Raw genomic sequence first — 21,657 nt, 5'->3', positions numbered from 1 at the left:
GTCGGCCGGTGCGAGCCTCCTCCGTGTTCCCCGTACCCGCCCAGGGCGGGCGGCCGCTCTTCGAGTGGCGCTGGGTGGACCGCCATCTCGACGAGATCTTCGAACGGCTCGGTGAGCACATCGTCCTGACCGCGGCGGCGCTCGCCATCGGACTGGTGGTGTCGATCGGTGTTTCCGCGATTTCGCTGCGTCGCCGGTGGTTCTACGTCGTCGCGTTGAGCACGGCCGGTTCGCTGTACGTCATTCCGAGTCTCGGCGCCTTCGCCGTCCTGGTTCCCTTCACCGGCCTGACGTCCTTCACCACAGCGGTGATCCCGTTGGCGACGTACACGTTGCTCATCCTGATCCGCAACATCGTCACCGGCGTGGAACAGGTCCCCAAGGAAGTCCGCGAAGCCGCGATAGGCATGGGTTTCACCCGTTCGCGGTTGCTGTGGCAGGTCGAACTCCCGCTCGCGCTGCCGGTGGTGATCGCGGGCCTGCGGGTCGCGGCGGTGACCACGATCGGGCTCGTGACGGTGACCTCCATGCTCGGCAAGGGCGGCTTGGGGTACTTCATCCGCAACGGGATCCAGACCGCGACACCGAATCCGACGTCGATCATCGTCGGCGTCGGGCTTTCCGTGGTACTGGCCGTGGTGGTGGATCTGCTGCTGTGGCTCGGTGGGCGCGCGCTCGCGCCGTGGTCGCGGAAGGCGGCGTCGCGATGAGCATCATCGACCAGACCATCGCATGGTTCGGCGAACCGAACCGCTGGAGCTGGACCGATCCGGCGGGCGTGCCGTACCGGACGGTCGAACATCTCCAGTTCTCCTTGCTGGCACTGGCGATCTCGGCCGTGTTGACGATCCCGCCCGCGTTGTGGCTGGCGCACTACCGCCGCGCGCAGTTCCTCGCGACCAGCGCGGTGAACATCGGCCGCGCGATCCCCAGCTTCGGGCTGGTGATCCTGTTCTGGTTCCTGGCTTCCCGGCTCGAAGTCGACACTAGCTTCTGGCCGTTGATGCTCGCGCTGGTGGCGTTGGCACTGCCGCCGTTGTTCACCAACACCTACGCGGGCGTCATCCAGCTGGAGCAGGAAACCGTCGACGCCGCGCGCGGAACCGGCTACCGCGAGTGGCAGATCATGCTGCGCCTGGAGTTGCCGCTCGCCTCACCGGTCATCCTCGCGGGTGCCCGCGTCGCGTTCCTGCAACTGGTGGCGACGGTCGCGATCGGCGCGATCGTCAACGACGGCGGCGGACTCGGACGGTACATTGTGGACGGTTTCGCGCTCGGCGAGCCCGGCCACGGCGAGATCCTGGCGGGCGGTATCGCGGTCGTCGTATTGGCTTTGGTGTGCGAAGGGGTTTTCGCGCTCGTCACGCGTTGGGTGACCCCTCGCGGGCTGGCGATCCAGTCCCGCGCGGAAACCCGTTCCTGAGCGCCGAAACCACCGTCGTGACCGCCGGGCCCAGCGCCCGGTCCTCCTCGACGGGCGGCACCAGCTCCCGCAGCAGTTCGTAGGTCGCGCGCAGCGCCGGTGCCCCGTCCCCGGATGCCAGCCACCGCGCCTGCGAACCCGTGATCAGCTCGCAGGCGGTGATGGCGAACATCCGCGCACAGGCGTCACGGAGCTGGTTCCCCGCCGCCCAGGCGAACGCCTGCACGTCCTCCTGCCCACCCGACGTGTCGACGGAACCCAAGGTCGCGGGCGTGGCCAACCGCCGCAGCGCGTGCAGCTCCCCCACCGCGCGTTTGTGCAGCGGGACGAGCCCAACCTGTGGCCCCGGTTCCACCGCGAGCTGCGCGGGAAGACCGCTGAACCGCTCGTCGAGCAACCGGTGCGTCCGCTGCACGCTCACTTCGCCTAGGTGCACCAGCGCCGCCGTCACCGCGTCCATCCGCAGCCCGAGTTCGACGGCGTGGAACCCGGTCGTGGACACGAATTCGCCGTCGAGGAAGACGGGCGAATCGGTCGGCATGGAGCGCCCGAGCACCTCGTCCAGCTCGGCGGCGACCCGCGTCAGATGAGCGAGCGCGCGCGGAGCCACCCGCACGGAAACCGGCGCCTGCACGACCGGTCGTTCGACGGCACCTCGGATCAGATCGCTCACTTCGCACAGGACCGAACGCAGCACCTGGTCGTCTCCGGCCAGCGCGGGACGATAGATCCCTTGCGGCGCACCGAGAACGTCGACCGCGATCGCGGCGGCGAGTGTCTGGAGATCCACCACCCGCCGGACCTCGGCCCGCCCGAAGGCGGCGAACGTCTCCGCCAGCGGCGAACCCTGGATGAGGGTCGCGGCCTCCTTGAGACCTGGCTCGTACGGCTCCGCCAGCACCTCCGACGCGGGCGTCTCGACGCCGTCCACCAGCACGGTCCCGACGCCGAGAAAGGTCTGGAAGGCATGCGCCAGCGGGATGATCTCGCCGGCGCTGCCCAGCCCCGTCCGCGGCACGGCGGGCGTGAACCCCTCGTTCAGCCGGTCGACGAGAAACGTCACGAGCTCCGGACCGGCGCCCGCTTCTGGGGCGAGCAGATCCCGCAGGCGCACCAGCAGCAGCCAGCGCACTTCCTCGGCCGAGAGCCACGGCGGGCCGCCGACGGCACGGCCGATCAGCAGGTTTCGCTGGTGCGCGTTCGACGCGGGCGTGGCGACCCCCGCGAGCCGCCCCATACCGGTGTTCACGCCGTAGACGGGGCGCTCGTCCAGCGCGGCGAGGACTCGGGCGCGGTTTTCGCCGAGCCTCGCCAGCAACGCCGGGTCGAGCTCGAGGACCTCTGCCTCGAAGGCGGCGGCCAGCGGGAAGTCCTTTGTGGACAGCCTCACTCGACGGGGCGCGCGAGCCCGTCGATCACCTCGGCACCGGGCAGGGACGCGAGGACGGAGCCCGGGATCAGCAGCTTGCCGCCGCGGATACCGCTGCCGATGACCAGTTCGGGTTCGTCCGCGACGCGCTGGTCGACCAGGATCGGCCACTCCGCGGGCAGGCCGACCGGCGTGATGCCGCCGTACTCCATTCCGGTGAGCGAGACGGCCTCGTCCATCGGGGCGAAGGAGGCCTTGCGCACGTCGAGACGGCGTTTGATCACGCCGTTCACGTCGGCGCGGGTGGTGGCGAGGATCATCGCGGCGGCGAAACGGACCTCACCGGCGCGTTTGCCGGCGACGACGACGCAGTTCGCGGACGCGGAAAGCGGTGAGCCGTACGCCTCGCAGAAGGCGGCGGTGTCGGCCAGCTCGGCGTCGATCTCGACGACGCCGACGGCGTCCGGATCGGGCAGGGCGGCGAGTGCCTTCGCGACGGGCTCGGCGAGCAGATCCGTGCGGGTGAGGGCGGGGACGACGGTGAGGCTTCCGGCGATGGTCCAGTCAGTCACACCGCCCACCCTAATCACCAGTTGCGGCCGCCGCGCTGGACCTCGATGAGCTTGGGGCGGACGTCCACGAGGTAGACCAGGACCGCGACCAGCGCGGGCAGCCACAGGATCATGCCGCCGCCGTAGAACTGGAAGAACGTCAACACCACGGTGGCCCCACCGGTGATGAGCATCCAGATGGGTTTGGTCTTCCGATCGGCGGCCGAATACGCGTCCGCGCGCTGCAACAGCGCGTGCACGAACGCGAACAGCCCCGTCAGCGCGCCGCCCCAATGGATGGCGATGAGGATCCAGTTGGCAACGAACACGGACTCAGCTTACGTCAAACCGGGCGAATGACCCGGGCCCCCGGCACCGAAGCGGGTGCCGGGGGCCCTGGAATTCACGCGGACCTTACTTCTCGGTGGTCTTCGGCGCGGTGGCCGGCTTCTTGGCGGCCGGGCCGGCGGTGGTGCGGCGCGCGGTGGTCGTGGTCTTCGGCGCGGTCTTGTTGGCGACCTTGCGCGAAGCCGAGCGGGTCTCGTGCGCGAGGTCGTCGCCGATCTCCTCGACCTCGTCGGCGATCTCGCCGGCGACCTCGGTCACCTTGCGGGCGGTCTTCTCACCGACGGAGCGGGTGCCCTTGGTGACCTTGCCGAGCACGGTGTCGATGCGCTCGCGGGCGTCGGTGGTCGCACCCTCGACGCGGTCCTGCGCGGTGCTGATCGCGTCCTCGAGCTGCTCGATGGCCTTCTTGACCTGCGGCTGCGCGGCGATCTTGTCCCACGCCTGCTCACCGGACTCGGCCAGCTTGTTGTACAGCTTCAGCGCGGCCTCGGTGTAGTCGTCGATGACCTTGCGCAGCTCGGCCGGGTCCAGCTTCTCGCGGAGACCCTCGACGTCGTGCGGGAGCTCTTCGATGTTCTTGCGGGCGGTCTCGCTGCCCTCGACGACCTTCTCCTTGGCCTTCGACACGGCGTCGACGACGGCCTGTCCGGCCAGGTTGCCGGCACCCAGGGCGGCCAGCAGCGGCGTGCGGACCTGGTCGAGGGCGGTGTGCTTGCGTTCGGTCTTGGTGGCCGTGGTCATGCTGACTCCTTGGTTTCTTCGACTTGGTCTTCGGTTTTCGCCTGGGCCGCCTGCTCGGGTTTCGCGGCGGCGTTCTCGCGGCGGAACGATTCGTAGACGTCGAGCAGGACCTGCTTCTGCCGTTCGGTCAGCTCGGTATCGGCGCGGATCGCGTCGCCGACCGGGCCGCCCATCGGCAGATCGAGGATTCCCGCTTGCACGTAGAGCGCCTCGGCCGAAATACGCAGGCCCTTGGCGATCTGCTGCAGGATCTCCGCGCTGGGTTTGCGGACCCCGCGCTCGATCTGGCTCAGGTACGGATTGGACACGCCGGCGAGTTTCGACAGCTGCCGCAAGGAGATCTTCGCGTTGCTGCGCTGCTGGCGGATGTACTCGCCGATGTCGGAAGCGATGTCCGCGACCTTCTCCATCGGTCCGCCCGATGTGGGCTGATCCCGGTCGGTGTCTGACATCGGTCACCTCCTCGCGACGTCGTCAACGCTACGCCCGAGTGCTAGCAATTGCAAGCACTCTGCTTGCAACCATCGGGTGTGTTGGTGCTCACCCGGCTACCGTGGAGGGATGTCGAACGCCACGCGGCTGCGGCGGCGCCTCGTCGAGCATCTGCTCGCCGAGGGCGTGCTGCATGACGCGCGCTGGATGACCGCGTTCCGCGCCGTGCCGAGACACGTCTTCCTGCCGCGGTTCTTCGTCCCGGCGGCGAACGGCTGGGCCGCGGTCGAACACGGCGACGACGAGTGGCTCAACCGCGTCTACTCCCCCGACGTGCTGGTCGTGCAGCTGGACGACGATTCGGGGCTTTGGGAACGGGCGCGGTATCTCGGCGCGCAGCCGGGAACGCCGACGAGTTCGTCCAGCCAGCCGTCGATCATGGCGATCATGCTCGAAGAGCTCCGGGTCGCCGACGGGAATCGCGTGCTGGAGATCGGCACGGGCACCGGATACAACACAGCGTTGCTGTGCCACCGGCTCGGTGCCGGGCTCGTGTACACAGTGGACATCGATCCGGAACTCGTCGACGCCGCGCGCAAACGGCTCGCGGAAATCGGATACGTGCCTTCGTGCGCGGCGGCCGACGGCGCCGAGGGCTTCCCGGCGGGAGTGCTCTACGACCGGGTGATCTGCACCTGTTCGGTGTCGTCGATCCCGCCCGCGTGGCTGGCGCAGACGATGCCCGGCGGGCTGATCGTCACCACGCTGAACCGGCCGATCGGCGGCGGGCTCGTCCGGATCGTCGCGGGCGAAGGCGCGACGGGACACGGGCGGGTGCTCGCGCGCGACGGGCGCTTCATGCCGCTTCGCGCGCACCGGTTCAAGCAGTCGAGGATGCCGGACGGCGACGTCACCTGGCGGCCGACCCGGCTGCCGATGAGGGTGCTCACCGAGGTTCGCAGCCGTTTCGAGTTCTTCGCCGGGCTCTGTCTTCCGGGCGTGACGGCCTCGCGGGACGGCCAGAGCACCGCCTTGGTTCATCCGGACGGCTCATGGATGCGCCATCGGCAGGCGGGCGACGGGTTCGAGGTGGCCGAAGGCGGCCCGCGAAGGCTCTGGGAGGTCGTCGAAGCCGCGTACGAGGAATGGCTCGACCTCGGCGAGCCCGGGCGGGACCGGTTCGGGCTCAGCCTCGACGGGGAGGAACAGGTGATCTGGCTGGACTCACCCGATGGCCGCACTTGGCCGCTGGGCTCCTGAAAGCAGACCTCGCACCCACTTCTCGACGCGGTCGACGGCGTCTTCGACCGGGACGTGAGTGGTGTCGAACAGCTCGACCGGCGGCTCCATCGCGGATGCTTCCGCTTGCAGCCATGCGTTGAACTCCAGCATCTCCTCGACGCGCTCCTCGTCCCACTCGCGCCAGGCCGGCCGCGCGAGCAAACGCTTGCGCAACGCGTCGGGCTCGCTGACGAGCGCCAGGTAGTGGATGTCGGAGAAGAAGACGCGCTCGGGCAACCGCTCGAACTCGGGCGGCGCGACCGTGCCGCACAGGACGACCGGCCGCCCGTTCTGGTGCAGCATCGCCGCCATCCGCAGCCAGGTCGAGCGGAACGCGGGATGGCCGGGGACGTCGTCCCGCAACGCCCCGGTCCACAGCACGTCCTGTTCGACCACGAGCGCGAGATCGCCGAGCCGTCGCGCCAGGAGCGGGCCGACCGTCGACTTGCCCGCGCCGCTCGGCCCGGTCAGCGCGAACAGCGGGAGCCGCCGGAACGGCCACCGGTGCGCGCACACCGCGCACACCAGCAGCCCGCTCTCGACTCGTGGCCGTTCGGCGCGATCACCGCAGGCCGGGCAGATCTTGAGATCGAGGACCACGGTCAGTCGAAGAGGCCCTCGAGGAAGCCACCCTTACGACGCTTGTGGCCGTAGCCGTGCGGAGAGTCCGCGTATCCGCCGCGGTACCCCTTGGGCGAGTCCGAGTACCCACCCCGGTAGCCCTTCGGCGAGTCGGCGTAACCCCCACGGTGCGGGCGGGGCGAGTCCGGACGGCCGTAATGCGGCGCCGGCGCGTGCCCGCCTCCCTGATACGGCGGGGGCTGGTGCCCGCCGTAGTACGAGGTCTCGGCGTTGGTGATGGCTTCCAGCTCACCCCGGTCCAGGAAGATGCCGCGGCATCCCTGGCACTGGTCGATGTGGATGCCGTTCTTGTCGACGGTCTTCATGGCGTTCTGGCACTTCGGACAAATCACGTATCAGAGATTACGCATTTTTCGCCCGCGAGGTCAGCAGGCGCACAGACAAAACGGGTGCCCGACCGGATCCGCGTAGACCCGGAAGGTCTCCGGCGAGTCGTCGAGCAGCTTCGCGCCGATGGCCAGCGCGCGCTCGTGGGCGGCCTCCATGTCGGTGACGTCGAGGTCGATATGGGCCTGCTGCGGGTTCTCGGCGGACGGCCACGCGGGCGGCCGGTAGTCCGGCACGCGCTGGAACGAGAACCGCGCGCCGCCCTCCGGGTTCCGCAGGGTCACCCAATGGCCGTCTTCGGCGACTTCGGCCGCTTTCCAGTCGAGCAGCTCGCGGTAGAACTCCGCCAGCGCGACCGGATCCGGGCAGTCGAGCGCCACCGCGCCGAAGGTCGGTACCGCACCCATGGTTCAGCCTCCAGAAAGATCGAGTAACCAGTGAACCGAGTATGAGGGTTATCAAAGCCGATGACAACCGGTCTCGCCCGTACACTGGGCGGGGTGAACACCGACGCGTCCCTGGTGGTCGAGTTTCTGAACACGGTGAACGTCGAACGCGGCACCGACCTCCTGGACGAGCTGGAGTCCTGGCAACGTTGGGCCCGCGATCACCGGCTGCGGGCGGATACCCCCGCGGCCGCGCGCGAAACGCGGGACGCGCTGCGCGCCGCGATCGGCGATCCGCGACTCCCCCGGCTCGGCCTGCGCGCCCCGGCGGAGATCGTCCTCGGCACCGAAGGCCCGCTCCTGGTCTCGGAAACGGTCTGCGAGGCGGTGCTGGCGGCGTCGACCCGGCTGACCGTGCTCGGCGAATGGATCCGGCTCAAGATCTGCCCGGCGGACGACTGCCTGTGGGCGTTCTACGACGAATCCCGGAACCGGTCGAGGACGTGGTGCTCGATGCGGGCCTGCGGGAACCGGGAGAAGGCGCGGGCCTGGCGGGCCCGGACGGCGGACGTCTCGACCTGAGCGTCACGACCCGAACGACCACAACTTCTGGTGTCACCCACCCCCGAGTTACCCCCAGGGGTTGTGCACACCGTTAGGCCAAAAACGTGAAAAGCTGTGGATAACCCTGGGGATGACTCCACTTCCTGTGGACAACTCCCGGTGCGACCTCCGGAGTGTGGTATACGCGCGGCGCTCAGAAGAGCAGCTGCGCGACCGTGTAGATGACCAGGCCGGCGAGCGCGCCGACCACCGTGCCGTTGATCCGGATGAACTGCAGATCCCGGCCCACCTGGAGCTCGATCTTGCGCGACGTCTCCTCGGCGTCCCAGCGCTCCACCGTGTCCGTGATGATCGTGGTGATCTCCTTGGAGTAGTGGGTGACGACGTAGGCCGCCGCGCCCTCCACCCAAGTGTCCACTTTGGACCGGATGTGGTCGTCGGAGACCAGCCGCTCCCCGAGCGTCTCGAGGCCCGTGCGCACGCGGCGCCGCAGCTCGCTCGACGGGTCTTCGGCGGCGTTGAGCAGCATCTCCTTCGCCGTCGCCCACGCCGAACCGATCAGCTTCTGCACCTCGTCGTGCCCCAGCATCTGGGATTTGACCTGCTCGGCGCGCGCCATCACCTCGGGGTCGGTCTGCAGATCCTGGGCGAACTCGCCGAGGAACTTGTCCAGCGCCAGCCGCATGGGGTGGTTGACGTCGGTCTTCACCGCCCAGACGAACGACAGCACCTCGCCGTAGACCTTGTCCGCGAGCATCTCGTCGACGAATTTCGGCGACCAGCTCGGCGCCCGGTCCGAGACCACGCGCAGCATCGTCGAGTGGTTGTCCCGCACCCACTCGTAGCCGCGGTCGCACATCAGATCCACCAGCTTGTGGTGCGCCCCGTCGGCGAACACGCCCTCCAGGATCTTGCCGAGCGGCGGACCCCACGGCTTGTCCACGATCCGCTTGACCACGGCCTGTTCCATGATCGCCTGGACGTCCTCGTCGCGGAGCACCTTGACCGCCGCCCGCACGACGGTGGCCAGCTCGGACGTCACGCGTTCGGCGTTGGCGGGCTGCGAGAGCCAGCCGCCGAGCCGCTTCGAGACCTCGACCCGGCTCAGCTTCTCGCGGACCACGGCCTCGGACAGGAAGTTCGAGCCGACGAAGTCACCGAGACTGCTGCCCAGCGCGTCCTTCTTGTTCGGGATGATCGCGGTGTGCGGGATCTTGATCCCCAGCGGATGCCGGAACAGCGCCGTCACCGCGAACCAGTCGGCGAGCGCGCCGACCATCCCGGCCTCGGCGGCCGCGCGGACGTAGCCGACCCACGCGGGCCAGCCGGCGGCCTCGGCCCAGCTGGTCAGCAGGAAGATCACCGTCGCGCCGAGCAGGAACGACAGCGCGACCGTCTTCATCTTGCGCAGGCCGCGGCGCTTCTCCTCCTCGGCGGCGGTTCCACCGGGCGGATCGGCTGGGGTCACCTTGGCGGGCGTCAGTTGCTCCACACCGCCATTGTCCGTGAGGATGGCTGATCGTGCGCGAACCTGTCCTCGTACCCCGCCTCCAGCCCTTCACGTCGACCATCTTCGCGGAGATGACGGCACTCGCCGTCCGCCACGAAGCCGTCAACCTCGGCCAGGGTTTCCCCGACACCGACGGCCCCGCCGGAATGCTCGACGCCGCCAAGAACGCGCTGTTCGGGGGTGCGAACCAGTATCCGCCGGGTCCCGGTCGGCCCGAACTGCGCGCGGCGATCGCGCGGCACCGGCTCCGCTACGGCGTCGAGTACGACCGCGACACCGAGATCCTGGTCACCGCCGGTGCCACCGAGGCCATCGCGGCGTCGCTGATCGCGCTCACGCAGGCGGGTGACGAGGTGATCGTCATCGAGCCGTACTACGACTCGTACGCGGCCGCGGTCGCCATGGCTGGCGCCGAGCGGCGCGTCGTCGGGCTGGTGGAACGCGACGGCCGGTTCGCGCTGGACGTCGAGGGCCTGCACGCCGCGGTGACCGGCCGGACCAGGGCGATCCTGATCAACTCGCCGCACAACCCGACCGGCACGGTGTTCACGCGCGCCGAACTGGAAGCCGTCGCCGCGCTCTGCGTGGAGCACGACCTGATCGCGATCACCGACGAGGTGTACGAGCATCTGGTGTTCGACGACGCCGAGCATCTCCCGCTGGCGACCTTCCCCGGTATGCGCGATCGCACCGTGTCGATCTCCAGCGCGGGCAAGACGTTCAACTGCACCGGCTGGAAGATCGGCTGGGTCTGCGCGAGCCCCGAACTGGTCGCGGCGGTGAAGGCGGCGAAGCAGTTCATCACCTTCGTCTCGGGCGGCCCGTTCCAGCCCGCCGTCGCCCACGCGCTGGACCACGAACTGCCGTGGGCCGAGGAGTTGCGCACGAGCCTCCAGGACAAACGGGACCGGCTCGCGGCCGGCCTCGCGGAGGCGGGGTTCGCGGTCCGGCCGACCGCCGGGACGTACTTCGTCTGCGTCGACGTCCGCCCGCTCGGCTTCGACGACGCGGCGGAACTGGCCTGGGAGCTCCCCGAACGGGTGGGCGTGGCCGCCGTGCCCGTAAAGGTGTTCACCGATCACCCGGAAGAGTGGAAACACCTTCTGCGCTTCGCGTTCTGCAAACGCAACGAGGTCATCGACGAAGCCGTCACCCGGTTGCGCAAACTGCGCTGACCCGTCCGATGTTCACGCCCAGCCGCCTTTTTCGAGTGCCCGTCTGAGCCGGTCCAAACACCGTCTTCGAAGCCTGCCGACACTGGCCGGACTGATGCCCAGCTCCCCCGCGATCTGGGCGTAGGACAGCTCCGGCCGGTGCGCGAGGAGCCGCACGAGCCGTCGATGCGAATCCGGCAGGCGATCGACCGCCGCCCAGAGCGCGCGGTCCCGTTCGGCGCGGACGACCTCGGCCTCCGGGGTCGTCTCCGCGCCGGGCAGCGGACGCGGCGTTTCGCGTCTGTTCCTGGTGATCATCCGGAGTGCGCGACGCCGCGCCGTGGTCGTCAGCCAAGCCCCAAGCTTCGCTTCGTCGCGTAGCGCGCCGGGCACGCGAAGCAGTTCCAGCCAAGCCTCCTGACAGATGTCCTTGGCGTCGGCTTCGCTCAGCCGGTAGGCCTTCAGCGCCTTGAGCACCGCCGCCGACACGGCGTTCACGTCCCACATCCCGGACCCTTCCCTCCCGGCGGCTTGCGTCCGCCGCACCGATCACCGAACGCGACTTCGACGGCACACACCGCATCCGGGATCCGGAAAAGGTCAGGTCACCGAGGATTTGAGTAGTTCCACCCGTCCCCGGATGGCCGCCGGGCACATACCGAGAGTGATCAACTTCGGTACTCCAGGCACCGGAGCCGGTTGCGTCGTTCCGCCTAACGGGCTGGATCGACGGCGGCTGAGGTGAAACACTCCCCTCCGGTGCTAAAACTGGTGCAGCCCCGGGGGAACTGCGACCTGACCGGAAGAGACCCCAAGAAAGATCGAACTCACGCGGAAAACGTGGGTTTCAGGCGCGGACGGTGGTGATTGCTGTGAGTGGTGCGGCAGTCGTGCGCCGTCACGACCTCACCTTCCGCAAGACCGGCATGCGAATTCTTTTCGCGGGCGGGCTCGCGCTCACCGGCTGGCTTCTCGGCGCCGTTTTGAGCACCCCGGCTTCGGCCGACGAACAGCTTCCCGTGACGCCGGAGACCTCCGTGGTCCAGCCCGCGGCCGAAGCGGGATCCGGGAAATCGACTACTCCGAACGAGTCCACTTCGGACTCCGCCGCGACCGAAACCACGAAACCCGCTGAACCCACCGAAACCTCGAAGGAGCCCGCTCCCGTTGTGAGCGAGGAGCCCGAGGCCACTGTGGAGGAAGAGACCGTTTCGAGTACGAGTTCCGTCGAGAAGACTTCTTCTCCGGAGCCGGAAACGAAGACCGCGAAGCCCCAGGCGTCCAACGGTTTGCTGGGCGGTCTCATCGGCGGCGTGCTGAACGTCGTCACGACCACGGTCGGCGGCGTCGTCGAAACCGTCGGCGGGGTCGTCGGTGTCGTTGACGGAATCGGCGACCAGGTCGTCGCGCCGATCGTCACGCCGAATCCGTGCTGCGCCGGGGGCGCCCCGTCGATCCTGCCGGGCACCGGCGACATGCTCGACCCCGTCTTCGGCGGCGGCTCGGGTGAATCGGCGAGCGGCTCGGTCACCATCGCCGTCCCGGCGAAGGCCGTCACGCCGGAAGCGCCCGCCACGCCGGAGCCGCGTCCGCTCGTCCCCGCCGAGACGCCCGTTCCGGTCGCGGCGAGCCAGAACCACCGCGTCACGCTGCCCGTCCAGGTCCAGTACGACGCCAAGCCCGCTCCGGCCGCGCCCGCCGAGTCCGACACGCACGCGTCCCGGGACGGCGGCGGCTCGGGCGGCGGCGGTGGCCTGCCGAGCGCCCCGGTGGCGCCGGTCGCGCCCACGACGACCGCCCAGCCCGGACACGACAACACCGGCGGCGGCCGCGGGCCGCTCGCCGTGCTCGACTCCGGAATCCCCGCCACGCAGCTGAAGCTCCTCGGAACCGGCTGCGATCACGAAGGCGAGCGCACCGGCCGGGAAGCCGCGCTTCCCGCCACCTCCCCCGACTGACCTGACCGGGTCGCCGGGGAGAACCACGTCCAAACCAAGATCAACTTCTGGTTTCGACGGCTGCTGAATCCTCTGGCATAAGCCATTTTCGCCTGCCCCTTTTTCAGGCAACCCCAAAGTCTTTCCGAACGGCCGACCGCGCCCGGCCGGTTCGGATCCCGGCCCCGGCGCCGCGCTGCCCCTGCGGCGCCGGGACCAGCACCGGGTGGACTCCGGGGGCTTCTGCTCACCGCGCCGAGCAGGAGCCGGCCAAGCTCGAAGTCCGCCTGAACCGCGGGCGGTTCCCGGCACGTCGAGGGGCTGTGCCGGGTAACCGCCGCGGTGCCCGCCTGCGAGGTTTCGGCCTCGGGGCGGGCCGGATAGCCGGTGCGCTGGTCGTGCGGCGCCGATGCCCTCCCTGGAGCATCGGCCGCCCCGCCGGCGCACCGGCTATTTCCGTTTCCGGCCCGCGTTTCGTCCTCTGAATGCGGTAGTTGCACGCGCAAGGACCGCATTCAGAGGACGAAATGCGGGGAGTCAGGTGACCTGGACGGCGACCGGGGCGACGACGGCGGGGGTCGCGGCGACCGAAGCGGCCGCCGCGCCGAGACGGCGTACGGCCTCGAAGAGGGTCTCGGCCGGAAGCGCGTACGGCAGCCGCAGCCAGCGCTCCAGTCCACCGTGGACACCGAACCGCGAGCCCGGCGCCACCTGCACCCCGTGTCCCGCCGCCGCGACGGCCAGCCGCGTGCTCATCGGCTCCGGCAGACGGCACCACAGCGAGAGCCCGCCGGGCGGGACGGTGAACGTCCACTCCGGGCAGTACCAGTTGAGCGCGCCGGTCAGCGCGTCGCGTAGGGCCAGCGTCTCCTGACGACGATGCGCCAGCGCGGCCCCGCCGTCGTCGAGCAGTTCCGCGAGGACGAGCTGCTCGAACACCGGCGACCCCAGGTCGACGGCGAACCGGGCGGCGACCAGCCGCCCGATGATGTCCTCGGAGGCGCGGATCCAGCCGAGCCGCAGGCCCGCCCAGTGCGATTTGGCCGCCGAGCCGATCGTGATGCCGAGATCGCCCATGAACGCGCCCAGCGGCGGCGGCCCGTCCACCGGATCGCCTTCGAGGTCCAGCTCGACCAGCGTCTCGTCGATGATCGCCGGGGTCCGAGCGCGGTTCAGCGCGGCCGCGAGCCGCTCCCGGCCGGCGGCGTCCATACGCAGACCGGTCGGGTTCTGGAAGTCCGCGACGAAGTACGCGAGCCTCGGCGCGGACTGCCGCAGCGCGGCTTCGATCCCGACGACGTCCCATCCGGTGACGGGATCCAACGGCACCGGTACCCCGATCGCGTGGGCCGCGCCGATGGCTTCCAGCGAGTTCGGGTACGTCGGCTGCTCGACGAGCACCCGGTCGCCGGGACCCGCCAGCATGCGCAGGACCTGCACGAACGCGTGATGCGCGCCGTTGGTGATCATCACCTGGTCGGCGTTGGTCGGCAGGCCGCGTTCGGTGTAGCGGCGGGCGATCCGCTCACGCAGGATCCGCAGGCCGCGCACCTGATAGCCGTTCTCGCCGAGGTGGTCCACCAGCGCCTTCCGCGCGGCATCGACGGCCGGGACCAGGCCCGCGACGGCGGGCGGGCAGGCCTGGGCGAGGTCGATGAGGTCCTCGCCGGTCGGCAGGATCGCGCTCCGGCCGCGGCCGCCGGGGGCCGCGATCCACGAACCCGCCCCGCGACGGCTCGCGACCAGGCCGTCGGCGCGCAGTTTGTCCAGTGCGGCCCCGATCAGGGTGCGGCTGACGTCCAGCGCTTCGGCGAGCTCCCGTTCGGCGGGCAGTTTCGTGCCGAGCGGCAGCCTGCCGTCGAGGACCAGCAGCTCGACGGCGGCCGCCAGATCCGCGGCACCGTGTCGAGAACCACTCTGCCGCCAACTTCCCAGCAAGATGGCCAATTTCGGGCCCGAAACGCGTCCAGTCAGCGGGATCAGCGGTTCCATAAGGCCAATTGTTCCAGATTGGCCATGGTCAAGGTAGCCACTTACCCCTGATGGTGCACTCGTGGCACTCAAACTCGACCTCAAACCTGTCGGCATCTCCCAGGACACCACCCGCCGTTCGCTCCAGCTCGTCGGCGGGCTCGCCCTCTACGGCGGCAGCATGGCCATGCTGACCAGGTCGGGACTCGGCCTCGACCCGTGGGACGTGCTCCACGAAGGCCTGATGAAGATCACCGGTCTCTCGTTCGGCACGGTCACCGCGATCGCGTCGGTCCTTGTTCTCCTGCTGTGGATCCCGCTGCGGCAGCGGCCCGGGATCGGGACCGCGGCCAACGTCGTGGTCATTTCGCTCACCGTCGACCTCGTGCGGGTCTTCCTGCCGGATCAGGACGTGCTCGGCTGGCAGATCTTCAACCTGGTCGCCGGAGTCGTGCTCAACGGCCTCGCCGCCGCGATCTACGTCGGCGCGCGGCTCGGCCCCGGCCCCCGCGACGGGCTGATGACCGGCCTCTCGGCCCGGACGGGCAAGTCGATCCGCCTCGTCCGGACCCTCATCGAGATCACCGTGCTGGCCGCGGGCTGGCTGCTCGGCGGCACGGTCGGCGTCGGCACGGTCCTCTACGCGCTCGCCATCGGCCCGCTGACCCAGGCGTTCCTGCCGTACGTCGTGTGGCGGGAACGCGCGCACGCGTGATCAGAGACGCAACTCGCGTGATCAGAGACGCAACTCGCGTGATTGAAGGCGGATCTCGTGTGTGCGGCGTCCAAGCACGCGAGTTACGTCTTCAATCACGCGAGTTACGCCTGTGATCACGAGTGTGCGTGGTTGGATCAGCTGGCCTCGCGCTGCTCAAGGAGGCGCCGGACGGCGAGATAGTCGATGCCCCGCTGCGCGAGAACGTCGGCGGCCACGCCGGGAACGGCCGTCAGCGCGAGCAGCAGGTGTTCCCCCTCGATACGCTTGCTGCCGACATCGACAGCTTCGCGAAGGCTCTTCTCCAGCACTTTCTTCGCGTCGGGTGTGAACGGCCGGTGACCGCGTCCCGAGCACTGCCCACCGGTCAGCGCCCCCGGGCCGTGGGTCTGCTCGACCCGCTCGACGATGTGCTCGACGTCGATGCCGAACCCGCTCAGCGCTTCGACATCGGCGTCACTGATCCCGCCCCGGCGGCGGACGCGCCGGAGGTCGTCGGCCAGTTCGTCCGCCGGGCAGCCCAGCGCGGTCAGCACGCCGGTGCCCCTGGCCAGCGACGTCAGCAGGTGCAGAGCGTCGACGTTCGCGGACGTCTCGTCCGACGCCACCCGCTGGGCGCCGACGACGACCTCGCGCAGTTCGGGCGTGAAACGTTCGAACATCAGTGCCTCCCGTACTTCTTGTGCACCGCTTGCCTGCTGACCCCCAGCTCGGCCGCGATCTCCTGCCAGGACCAGCCGTGCACCCGCGCGCTGCGGACCTGCACGGCCTCGAGTTGTTCCAACAGCCGGCGCAAGGCGGCGACGGCGCGCAATCCCACCCGGGGATCGCGGTCGCCGGCTCGCGCGGCCAGATCTGTCGCTTCGGTCATGACGTCAACCTACGTTGACATCTCGCAGGTGTCAACCTCAGTTGACAGTTAGGGTCGGGGACATGGCCGAAATCTCAGTGGCGGAAAGGGACGGAGTAGGCGCGGACGGATCGACGCGCCCGACCGAAGACCACGTCGCCGTCCTCGGCAACGCCGTGGTGGTGCTCGACGGGGCGACGGCGCCGAGGCCGGATCTGCCGTCCGGCGGCTGGTACGCGAGCCTGCTCGTGCACAGCCTGTCGCGGGCGCTGACCGCGGAACCCCAGGCCGATCTCGCGGTCCTGCTGGCCGAGTCGATCGCCGACGTCGCCCGCCGCGAGGGCCTCGAACCGGGACGCTCGCCGTCGAGCACGGTCGCGATCGCGCGCTGGACGGACGACACCGTCGACGGGCTGGTGCTCGCCGACAGCCCCATCGTCGCCTTCGGCCCTTCCGGCGCCGACCCGCTCACCGACGACAGGCTCGTCTCGCTGCGCGAAAGCGGCCAGCTCCGCACCGGCGCCGACGTCCGCGCGAAACGCAACGCGCCGGACGGCTTCTGGGTCGCCGAAGCGGAACCCAGGGCCGCCGCCGAGGCCGTCCGCCGCAGCTGGCCGCGTTCGGAGGTCGACGCCCTGCTGCTGGCGACCGACGGCGTCGCGATCGGCGTCGACGAGTACGGCCTGTTCGACTGGCCGGAAGTGCTCACCATCAGCCGGGAGCGTGGCCCCGACGCCGTCCTCGACGCGGTGCGCACGGCGGAGAAACAGGACCCCGACGGCGAGCGCTGGCCCCGCGCGAAAAGGCACGATGACCAGCTACTGGTACTGGTCGACTTCGGGGTAGCCCCAGGGTAAAACCGGGGGCTTCCCGGATCGGAAAGCCGCGCCCGCGCGAGCAGGCTGGACGCATGACGTTCCCTGGGGAGAGATCGCGGACGAGACCCTGGCTGATCGCGTCGGGCGCGGCGATCGGCTGGGCACTGTTCACCATGGTCGTGCTCCACCTGATCAGTTCACGCGATCCGGTGTTCGACACGCTGTCCAGCTACGCCTACGTCGACCGCGGCACCGGCATGCTCGGCGCCAGCGTGCTCTCCCTGTCGATCGGCTCGCTCACCGCGCTCGGCGCACTGGCCGCGGCCGGGATCCCGCTCAGCCGTACCACGAAACTGCTGTTCGTGCTGTGGTCGCTCGGGCTGGCGGCGGCCGCGATCTTCCCGGCGAGCTACCCCGAATTCCCGGATCCGGTCAGTGGCGAGATCCACCTGTACGCGTGCCTCGTCGCGTTCCTCAGCCTGCCCGCCGCCGGCTTCACCTTGCGCGACAACCTGTGCGGCACCCCGGCGGCCAGGCTCGTCGGGCGCCTGGCCTGGGGCAGCGCGGCCGGTCTCGTCGTCTTCGGGCTCAGCTTCATCTTCGTGCGCCTGGCCGACATCCCGTTCTTCAAGACGCTGACCGATATCGCGCCGGTCGGGGTCATGCAGCGGGTTTCCTTGGTGGCACACGTGATCCTGATCGCCGGGATGCTGAAGGTCGCGTCAGCGGCGCACCGCGTCGGCGAATTCCGGGGCGTACCCGTAGAGACCGGGAAGCCCGCCCGTGTGCAGGAAGACAACGTGCTCGTCGGGCGCGAAATGGCCTTCGGCGGCCCAGCGGATCAGCGCGGCGCCCACTTTGCCGGTGTACACGGGATCGAGCGCGATTCCTTCCGTGCGGCCGAAAAGCCGCACCGCGTCCCACGTCTCGCCGGTCGGGATCCCGTAGCCGGGGCCGATCGTGCGGTCGTCGACGCGCAGACCGTCGAGTGACGGCGGCTCGGTGCCGAGCAGCGCGGAGGCGGCGATGGTGAGATCGGCCAGGTTGTCGAGGGCTTCGTCGACCGGATGGCTGACGCAGGCGATGTCCAGCGTCAGCCAGTCGAGGTCCGCGGTCCCGACGACGAGCCCCGCGGACGTCCCGCCGCTGGCGTGCGGCGCGACCAGCCTCGCCTTGGTGATCCCCAGCTCGGCGAGCTGCCCGGCGATCTCCCGCGCGGCCGCGACGTAACCGAGCGCGCCGACCCCGTCGGAGCCGCCGACCGGGAACGTCGCCACCTGGCGCCCCTCGGCCGCGGCCTCGGTGATCAGCCGGTCGTAGGTCTTTCCGGTCTCCTCGCCGTCGCGACAGATGTGCACGTTCGCGCCGAAGAGATGGTCGAGGGAGACGTTGCCGGACTTTTCGTACGCGTCACCATCGCGAGGCACCTTCGCCGTCAGCACGAGCTCGCACCGCAACCCGAGCTTCGCGCAGGCAGCGGCCGTCTGGCGGCCGTGGTTGGTCTGCAGCGCGCCGAAGGTGATCACCGTGTCGGCGCCGTTCTCGATCGCCGCGCCGAGCAGGAACTCGAGTTTGCGCAGCTTGTTGCCGCCCACGCCGAGCGGATGCACGTCGTCCCGTTTGAGCAGCAGATTCGGCAGGCCCAGGGCCTCGCCCAGCCGGGGTGCTGGATGCAGCGGCGTCGGATAGCCGCCGAGGTCGACGCGGGGGAAGCGATCGAGGTTCATGAACTTCACGTAACCACACCGAGACTACTCGGTGGTATCGTTCGTTTGAACGAACGAGAACCTGCAGGGGGAACCCATGACCACCTCGAAGGCCGACCTCGCGTTCACCGGCCTCGCCGAACAGGCCTCGATGCTCGCCGACGGCGCGGTCACTTCCGTCGAACTCACCCGGCAAGCGCTCGAGAAGGCCGAAGCCAGCCAGCCCGTTCTCAACGCCTTCAAATGCCTTCGCGCCGAAGAAGCCCTTCGCGAGGCTGAGGAGGCCGACCGGCGGCTCGCTGCCGGTGAATCCGCTCCCCTGCTCGGCGTCCCGACCGCGATCAAGGACGACCTCGACGTCACGGGACTGCCGACGGCGTTCGGCTGCGAAGGCGATTTCTCCGTCGCGACAACGGATTCCCCGCCCGTCGCCGCGCTCCGCGAGGCGGGCGCGGTGCTCATCGGCAAGACCAACACCCCGGAACTCGGCCAATGGCCGTTCACCGAAGGCCCGGCGTTCGGCGCGACCCGCAATCCGTGGGACACCGAGCGCACCCCGGGTGGTTCCTCGGGCGGCGCGGCGGCGGCCATCGCGTCGGGGGTGATCGCCGCCGCGCTGGGTTCCGACGGGGCGGGGTCGATCCGGATCCCGGCCGCGTGGACCGATCTGGTCGGCATCAAACCGCAGCGCGGCCGCGTCCCGACCGAACGCGAACTCTTCCACGGCCTGACCGTGGTCGGCCCGCTCGCGCGCACCGTCGCCGACGCGGCCCTCCTGCTGGACGTCGCCGCCGGCACCGGCACCGCGTTCCAGGCGGCCGCCCGCCGCGAACCAGGCCGGATGCGGATCGGGCTGTCCACGCGGATCCCGTTCACCGCGACGAAGACCAAACTCGATCCGCAGGCGCACGCGGCCGTCGTCCGGCTCGCGGAGCGGTTCGCCGAACTCGGCCACGAGATCGTCGAGATCGAACCCGACTACCGGCTGATCGGCCTCACCTTCCTGCCACGTTCGCTCGTCGGCGTGCGTGACTGGTCCCGGCGCGTCCCGGACCAGGCGCGGCTCGATCCGCGCACCCGCGCCAACGCGCGGCAGGGTTCCGCGCTGGCTGGTCCGGCGCTGCGGCTCGCCCGCGCCACGGAACCGTTGCTGCAACGGCAGATCGGCTCGGTGTTCGGGCGGGTGGACGTCGTGCTCACGCCCACCACCGCCACCCCGCCCCCGCGGATCGGCAGCTTCGACCGGCTCTCCGGCTGGCAGACCGACCAGGCCATGATCGCCGCGTGCCCCTACGCTTGGCCGTGGAACGTGCTGGGTTGGCCGGGGGTCAACGTCCCCGCCGGGCTGAGCCCGGAAGGCCTGCCGCTCGGCGGTCAGCTGCTCGGCCCCTCGCACGCCGAGGAGCGGCTGATCTCGCTGGCCGCGCAACTGGAAGAGGTCGAACGGTGGCAGGACCGCAAACCCGAGACCGCTTGGTGAACACCCGCGAGGCCATCCTCCACGCCGCCCTCAAGGTGGTCGGGGAACAGGGTGTCGGCGGGCTGACCAACCGCCGGATCGCGACCGCGGCCGGCGTCTCGCTCGGCACGCTGACCTACCACTTCCCCAGCCAGACCGCCTTGCTGCGCGAGGCGATGCTGCTGTTCGTCGAAGAAGAGACCACGAAGCTGACCGGGTTCGTCGACGCGTACCGCGAGCAGGGGTTGAGCGTCGAGCAGGCCGCGTCGGTGGTCGAGCAGGTCATCGCGCAGCTGCCGTTCGGCACCGACGAACTCGGCGCGCACGAGCTGTACCTGCAGGCCGCCCGTGACCCCGGACTCCAGGACGCGGCCGCCCGCTGCTTCGCCGCGTACGACGAACTCGCGCTGGTGATCCTGAAAACGCTCGGTGTGCCGTCGCCGGAACGGCTGACCGGTCCGGTCGTCGCGCTGATCGCCGGCCTGCAGCTGCGCAGGCTGGCCACGGGAGACGACGGCGTCGGGGTGGCGCAGTCGCTGATGATGCTCGTCCGCGGCGCGTCATGACCGGTCCGCCGATCGTCAAGGGGACGGCGGCGTGGAAGTACTTCGGCGACTTCCGGGCCGGGCTGCTGGCGGGCCAGGTGCTGGTGTTGCAGGTCGCGCATCCGGTGGTCGCGGCCGGGGTGCGGGATCATTCCGACTACGTCGAGGATCCGTGGACCCGGCTGATGCGCACGGCCGCGTCGCTGTCCATCTACATCTACGGTGGCCCGGAGGGCGCGCGCTACGAGGCGGACCGGCTGCGCGCGCTGCACCGGTCGTTCACCGGCGTCGACGACGGCCGCCGCTACAGCGCGCTGAACCCGCACGCGTACGCCTGGGTGCACGCCACGCTCGTCATGGTTCCCGTTGACACGCAAAGGTTCTACGGCACCCCGATGACTCCGTCCGAAGTGGACGAATACTACGCGCAGATGTGCGACGTCGGGCGGCTTCTCGGCCTGCGCGAACAAGACCTGCCGCCGACGTGGCCCGAATTCGAGCGGTATTACGCGGACATGATCGACGGTTTCGGCCCGAACGAAACGATTTCGACATTGTTCGAAACGATCCGGACGGTGAAGAAACCGTGGCGATGGCTGCCCGACAAACGGTGGGTCCGGCTTCAGCGGTGGCAGCATCGGGGACAGATGTTCGTCATCCGCGCCACGCTGCCACCCGCGCTGCGAGACCGCCTCGGTCTACAGTGGACCGACCGTGACCAGCGCCGATTCGACCGATTCCGTCGCGCGGTGCGATTCATCGGCGGCCTGGTGCCGGTGACGTTGCGGTCTTCGCTCGTGCGGCGGATCGGCAGGCTCAACGTCTGGTTCCGGGCGCATCCACGCGCGTATCGTTTCCTCGGGGGCTGACCCCCACCGGAGTAAGGGGCGAAGTCCCCTGTACGGGGGACCCCGATTCACCCGGCGCT

25 protein-coding genes and 1 pseudogene are annotated in these 21,657 nt (G+C 69.8%); 12 read left to right on the top strand and 14 right to left on the bottom strand.

Annotated features, from left to right (window positions below):
* The first annotated feature begins 23 nt into the window (after positions 1 to 23).
* Together DMC64_RS03185 and DMC64_RS03180 are read left to right on the top strand one after the other, a co-directional pair.
* Positions 24 to 710 carry an ABC transporter permease gene (locus DMC64_RS03185; RefSeq protein WP_199754917.1) on the top strand — a complete coding sequence of 229 codons (687 nt, stop codon included), beginning with the start codon at positions 24 to 26 and terminating at the stop codon, positions 708 to 710.
* Positions 707 to 1,423, top strand: a complete 717-nt coding sequence (locus tag DMC64_RS03180) for an ABC transporter permease (protein WP_037335936.1) — start codon at positions 707 to 709, stop codon at positions 1,421 to 1,423. Before DMC64_RS03185 ends, DMC64_RS03180 begins: the two co-directional genes overlap by 4 nt.
* Here the strand turns inward: DMC64_RS03180 and DMC64_RS03175 are convergent.
* The 5 genes from DMC64_RS03175 to DMC64_RS03155 form a co-directional block, all read right to left on the bottom strand.
* Positions 1,362 to 2,813: an aromatic amino acid lyase gene (locus tag DMC64_RS03175; protein ID WP_125731951.1), complete on the bottom strand. Its 1,452-nt coding sequence runs from the start codon at positions 2,811 to 2,813 to the stop codon at positions 1,362 to 1,364. The two genes, DMC64_RS03180 and DMC64_RS03175, sit on opposite strands and share 62 nt — an antisense overlap.
* On the bottom strand, positions 2,810 to 3,364 hold the full coding sequence (locus tag DMC64_RS03170) for a YbaK/EbsC family protein (RefSeq protein WP_037335938.1): 555 nt from the start codon (positions 3,362 to 3,364) through the stop codon (positions 2,810 to 2,812). The genes DMC64_RS03175 and DMC64_RS03170 overlap by 4 nt, the downstream gene beginning before the upstream one ends.
* Positions 3,365 to 3,378: 14 nt before the next feature.
* Entirely contained in the window at positions 3,379 to 3,672 is a 294-nt protein-coding gene (locus DMC64_RS03165) for a DUF2516 family protein (RefSeq protein ID WP_037333051.1), read from the bottom strand.
* An 85-nt stretch (positions 3,673 to 3,757) separates the two neighbouring features.
* Entirely contained in the window at positions 3,758 to 4,432 is a 675-nt protein-coding gene (locus tag DMC64_RS03160; RefSeq protein WP_125731949.1) for a hypothetical protein, read from the bottom strand.
* Entirely contained in the window at positions 4,429 to 4,842 is a 414-nt protein-coding gene (locus tag DMC64_RS03155; RefSeq protein WP_052120361.1) for a helix-turn-helix domain-containing protein, read from the bottom strand. Before DMC64_RS03155 ends, DMC64_RS03160 begins: the two co-directional genes overlap by 4 nt.
* 151 nt (positions 4,843 to 4,993) lie before the next feature.
* Between DMC64_RS03155 and DMC64_RS03150 the strand changes: the two genes are divergently transcribed.
* Positions 4,994 to 6,124 (top strand): methyltransferase domain-containing protein, encoded by a 1,131-nt coding sequence (locus tag DMC64_RS03150; protein ID WP_125731947.1) that lies wholly within the window; start codon positions 4,994 to 4,996, stop codon positions 6,122 to 6,124.
* On the opposite strand, the gene DMC64_RS03145 is transcribed toward DMC64_RS03150, so the two are convergent.
* Genes DMC64_RS03145 through DMC64_RS03135 form a run of 3 tightly spaced genes read right to left on the bottom strand, consistent with a single transcriptional unit; the run spans position 6,089 to position 7,521 of the window.
* A complete protein-coding gene (locus tag DMC64_RS03145) occupies positions 6,089 to 6,745 on the bottom strand; it encodes an AAA family ATPase (protein WP_125731945.1) in 657 nt (218 codons plus the stop codon). The two genes, DMC64_RS03150 and DMC64_RS03145, sit on opposite strands and share 36 nt — an antisense overlap.
* A gap of 2 nt (positions 6,746 to 6,747) precedes the next feature.
* Positions 6,748 to 7,119, bottom strand: a complete 372-nt coding sequence (locus DMC64_RS03140; protein WP_081975690.1) for a zf-TFIIB domain-containing protein — start codon at positions 7,117 to 7,119, stop codon at positions 6,748 to 6,750.
* Between the two features lie 33 nt (positions 7,120 to 7,152).
* Complete coding sequence (locus DMC64_RS03135) at positions 7,153 to 7,521, bottom strand: VOC family protein (RefSeq protein ID WP_016330885.1); 369 nt, start codon at positions 7,519 to 7,521, stop codon at positions 7,153 to 7,155.
* 93 nt (positions 7,522 to 7,614) lie between these two features.
* Here DMC64_RS03135 and DMC64_RS03130 point away from each other — a divergent pair, with 93 nt between their 5' ends.
* On the top strand, positions 7,615 to 8,082 hold the full coding sequence (locus DMC64_RS03130) for a CGNR zinc finger domain-containing protein (protein ID WP_037333063.1): 468 nt from the start codon (positions 7,615 to 7,617) through the stop codon (positions 8,080 to 8,082).
* A 175-nt stretch (positions 8,083 to 8,257) separates the two neighbouring features.
* Here the strand turns inward: DMC64_RS03130 and DMC64_RS03125 are convergent, their stop codons facing one another.
* Positions 8,258 to 9,556: a DUF445 domain-containing protein gene (locus tag DMC64_RS03125; RefSeq protein ID WP_125731943.1), complete on the bottom strand. Its 1,299-nt coding sequence runs from the start codon at positions 9,554 to 9,556 to the stop codon at positions 8,258 to 8,260.
* A 29-nt stretch (positions 9,557 to 9,585) separates the two neighbouring features.
* Between DMC64_RS03125 and DMC64_RS03120 the strand changes: the two genes are divergently transcribed.
* Positions 9,586 to 10,749 (top strand): pyridoxal phosphate-dependent aminotransferase, encoded by a 1,164-nt coding sequence (locus DMC64_RS03120; protein WP_125731941.1) that lies wholly within the window; start codon positions 9,586 to 9,588, stop codon positions 10,747 to 10,749.
* A 12-nt stretch (positions 10,750 to 10,761) separates the two neighbouring features.
* On the opposite strand, the gene DMC64_RS03115 is transcribed toward DMC64_RS03120, so the two are convergent.
* Complete coding sequence (locus DMC64_RS03115) at positions 10,762 to 11,235, bottom strand: RNA polymerase sigma factor (protein WP_038520230.1); 474 nt, start codon at positions 11,233 to 11,235, stop codon at positions 10,762 to 10,764.
* A 365-nt stretch (positions 11,236 to 11,600) separates the two neighbouring features.
* On the opposite strand from DMC64_RS03115, the gene DMC64_RS03110 reads away from it, so the two are divergent.
* Complete coding sequence (locus DMC64_RS03110; RefSeq protein WP_233629546.1) at positions 11,601 to 12,686, top strand: hypothetical protein; 1,086 nt, start codon at positions 11,601 to 11,603, stop codon at positions 12,684 to 12,686.
* Between the two features lie 516 nt (positions 12,687 to 13,202).
* Here the strand turns inward: DMC64_RS03110 and DMC64_RS03105 are convergent.
* Positions 13,203 to 14,657, bottom strand: a complete 1,455-nt coding sequence (locus DMC64_RS03105) for a PLP-dependent aminotransferase family protein (protein WP_125731939.1) — start codon at positions 14,655 to 14,657, stop codon at positions 13,203 to 13,205.
* Between the two features lie 61 nt (positions 14,658 to 14,718).
* On the opposite strand from DMC64_RS03105, the gene DMC64_RS03100 reads away from it, so the two are divergent.
* The gene (locus DMC64_RS03100) at positions 14,719 to 15,351 is read left to right on the top strand and encodes a YitT family protein (protein WP_037333077.1); all 633 of its coding nucleotides are present in this window, start codon (positions 14,719 to 14,721) and stop codon (positions 15,349 to 15,351) included.
* Between the two features lie 137 nt (positions 15,352 to 15,488).
* Here DMC64_RS03100 and DMC64_RS03095 read toward each other — a convergent pair whose 3' ends face one another.
* Both DMC64_RS03095 and DMC64_RS03090 read right to left on the bottom strand, forming a co-directional pair.
* Positions 15,489 to 16,013 carry a Clp protease N-terminal domain-containing protein gene (locus DMC64_RS03095; RefSeq protein WP_125731937.1) on the bottom strand — a complete coding sequence of 175 codons (525 nt, stop codon included), beginning with the start codon at positions 16,011 to 16,013 and terminating at the stop codon, positions 15,489 to 15,491.
* Positions 16,013 to 16,222, bottom strand: coding sequence for a sigma factor-like helix-turn-helix DNA-binding protein (locus DMC64_RS03090; protein ID WP_004559389.1), 210 nt, complete (start codon positions 16,220 to 16,222; stop codon positions 16,013 to 16,015). Before DMC64_RS03090 ends, DMC64_RS03095 begins: the two co-directional genes overlap by 1 nt.
* Before the next feature lie 62 nt (positions 16,223 to 16,284).
* On the opposite strand from DMC64_RS03090, the gene DMC64_RS03085 reads away from it, so the two are divergent.
* Both DMC64_RS03085 and DMC64_RS03080 read left to right on the top strand, forming a co-directional pair.
* Positions 16,285 to 17,058 carry a protein phosphatase 2C domain-containing protein gene (locus DMC64_RS03085; RefSeq protein ID WP_125731935.1) on the top strand — a complete coding sequence of 258 codons (774 nt, stop codon included), beginning with the start codon at positions 16,285 to 16,287 and terminating at the stop codon, positions 17,056 to 17,058.
* A 53-nt stretch (positions 17,059 to 17,111) separates the two neighbouring features.
* A pseudogene (locus DMC64_RS03080) lies at positions 17,112 to 17,663 on the top strand (DUF998 domain-containing protein); the annotation flags it as partial.
* 78 nt (positions 17,664 to 17,741) lie between these two features.
* Here the strand turns inward: DMC64_RS03080 and DMC64_RS03075 are convergent.
* Complete coding sequence (locus tag DMC64_RS03075; RefSeq protein ID WP_125731933.1) at positions 17,742 to 18,746, bottom strand: D-cysteine desulfhydrase family protein; 1,005 nt, start codon at positions 18,744 to 18,746, stop codon at positions 17,742 to 17,744.
* 76 nt (positions 18,747 to 18,822) lie between these two features.
* Between DMC64_RS03075 and DMC64_RS03070 the strand changes: the two genes are divergently transcribed.
* Genes DMC64_RS03070 through DMC64_RS03060 form a run of 3 tightly spaced genes read left to right on the top strand, consistent with a single transcriptional unit; the run spans position 18,823 to position 21,598 of the window.
* Positions 18,823 to 20,205, top strand: a complete 1,383-nt coding sequence (locus DMC64_RS03070; RefSeq protein WP_125731931.1) for an amidase — start codon at positions 18,823 to 18,825, stop codon at positions 20,203 to 20,205.
* The gene (locus DMC64_RS03065; RefSeq protein ID WP_192747670.1) at positions 20,202 to 20,750 is read left to right on the top strand and encodes a TetR/AcrR family transcriptional regulator; all 549 of its coding nucleotides are present in this window, start codon (positions 20,202 to 20,204) and stop codon (positions 20,748 to 20,750) included. Before DMC64_RS03070 ends, DMC64_RS03065 begins: the two co-directional genes overlap by 4 nt.
* Positions 20,747 to 21,598 (top strand): oxygenase MpaB family protein, encoded by an 852-nt coding sequence (locus DMC64_RS03060; RefSeq protein ID WP_125731927.1) that lies wholly within the window; start codon positions 20,747 to 20,749, stop codon positions 21,596 to 21,598. Before DMC64_RS03065 ends, DMC64_RS03060 begins: the two co-directional genes overlap by 4 nt.
* Positions 21,599 to 21,657 lie beyond the last annotated feature (59 nt).

The organism is Amycolatopsis sp. WAC 04197, from assembly GCF_003947475.1.
Classification (GTDB): domain Bacteria; phylum Actinomycetota; class Actinomycetes; order Mycobacteriales; family Pseudonocardiaceae; genus Amycolatopsis; species Amycolatopsis japonica.
Note: the sequence above shows the minus strand (reverse complement) of the source record. Positions and strands in the feature narration are given on the sequence as shown.

What these genes read in the sequence shown, in the direction of transcription:
- DMC64_RS03180 (WP_037335936.1), top strand. Translation starts at nt 707, where the DNA reads ATGAGCATCATCGACCAGACCATCGCATGGTTCGGCGAACCGAACCGC.
- DMC64_RS03160 (WP_125731949.1), bottom strand. Translation starts at nt 4,432, where the DNA reads ATGACCACGGCCACCAAGACCGAACGCAAGCACACCGCCCTCGACCAG.
- DMC64_RS03155 (WP_052120361.1), bottom strand. Translation starts at nt 4,842, where the DNA reads ATGGAGAAGGTCGCGGACATCGCTTCCGACATCGGCGAGTACATCCGC.
- DMC64_RS03150 (WP_125731947.1), top strand. Translation starts at nt 4,994, where the DNA reads ATGTCGAACGCCACGCGGCTGCGGCGGCGCCTCGTCGAGCATCTGCTC.
- DMC64_RS03135 (WP_016330885.1), bottom strand. Translation starts at nt 7,521, where the DNA reads ATGGGTGCGGTACCGACCTTCGGCGCGGTGGCGCTCGACTGCCCGGAT.
- DMC64_RS03115 (WP_038520230.1), bottom strand. Translation starts at nt 11,235, where the DNA reads ATGTGGGACGTGAACGCCGTGTCGGCGGCGGTGCTCAAGGCGCTGAAG.
- DMC64_RS03105 (WP_125731939.1), bottom strand. Translation starts at nt 14,657, where the DNA reads ATGGAACCGCTGATCCCGCTGACTGGACGCGTTTCGGGCCCGAAATTG.
- DMC64_RS03095 (WP_125731937.1), bottom strand. Translation starts at nt 16,013, where the DNA reads ATGTTCGAACGTTTCACGCCCGAACTGCGCGAGGTCGTCGTCGGCGCC.
- DMC64_RS03090 (WP_004559389.1), bottom strand. Translation starts at nt 16,222, where the DNA reads ATGACCGAAGCGACAGATCTGGCCGCGCGAGCCGGCGACCGCGATCCC.
- DMC64_RS03085 (WP_125731935.1), top strand. Translation starts at nt 16,285, where the DNA reads ATGGCCGAAATCTCAGTGGCGGAAAGGGACGGAGTAGGCGCGGACGGA.
- DMC64_RS03075 (WP_125731933.1), bottom strand. Translation starts at nt 18,746, where the DNA reads ATGAACCTCGATCGCTTCCCCCGCGTCGACCTCGGCGGCTATCCGACG.
- DMC64_RS03070 (WP_125731931.1), top strand. Translation starts at nt 18,823, where the DNA reads ATGACCACCTCGAAGGCCGACCTCGCGTTCACCGGCCTCGCCGAACAG.
- DMC64_RS03060 (WP_125731927.1), top strand. Translation starts at nt 20,747, where the DNA reads ATGACCGGTCCGCCGATCGTCAAGGGGACGGCGGCGTGGAAGTACTTC.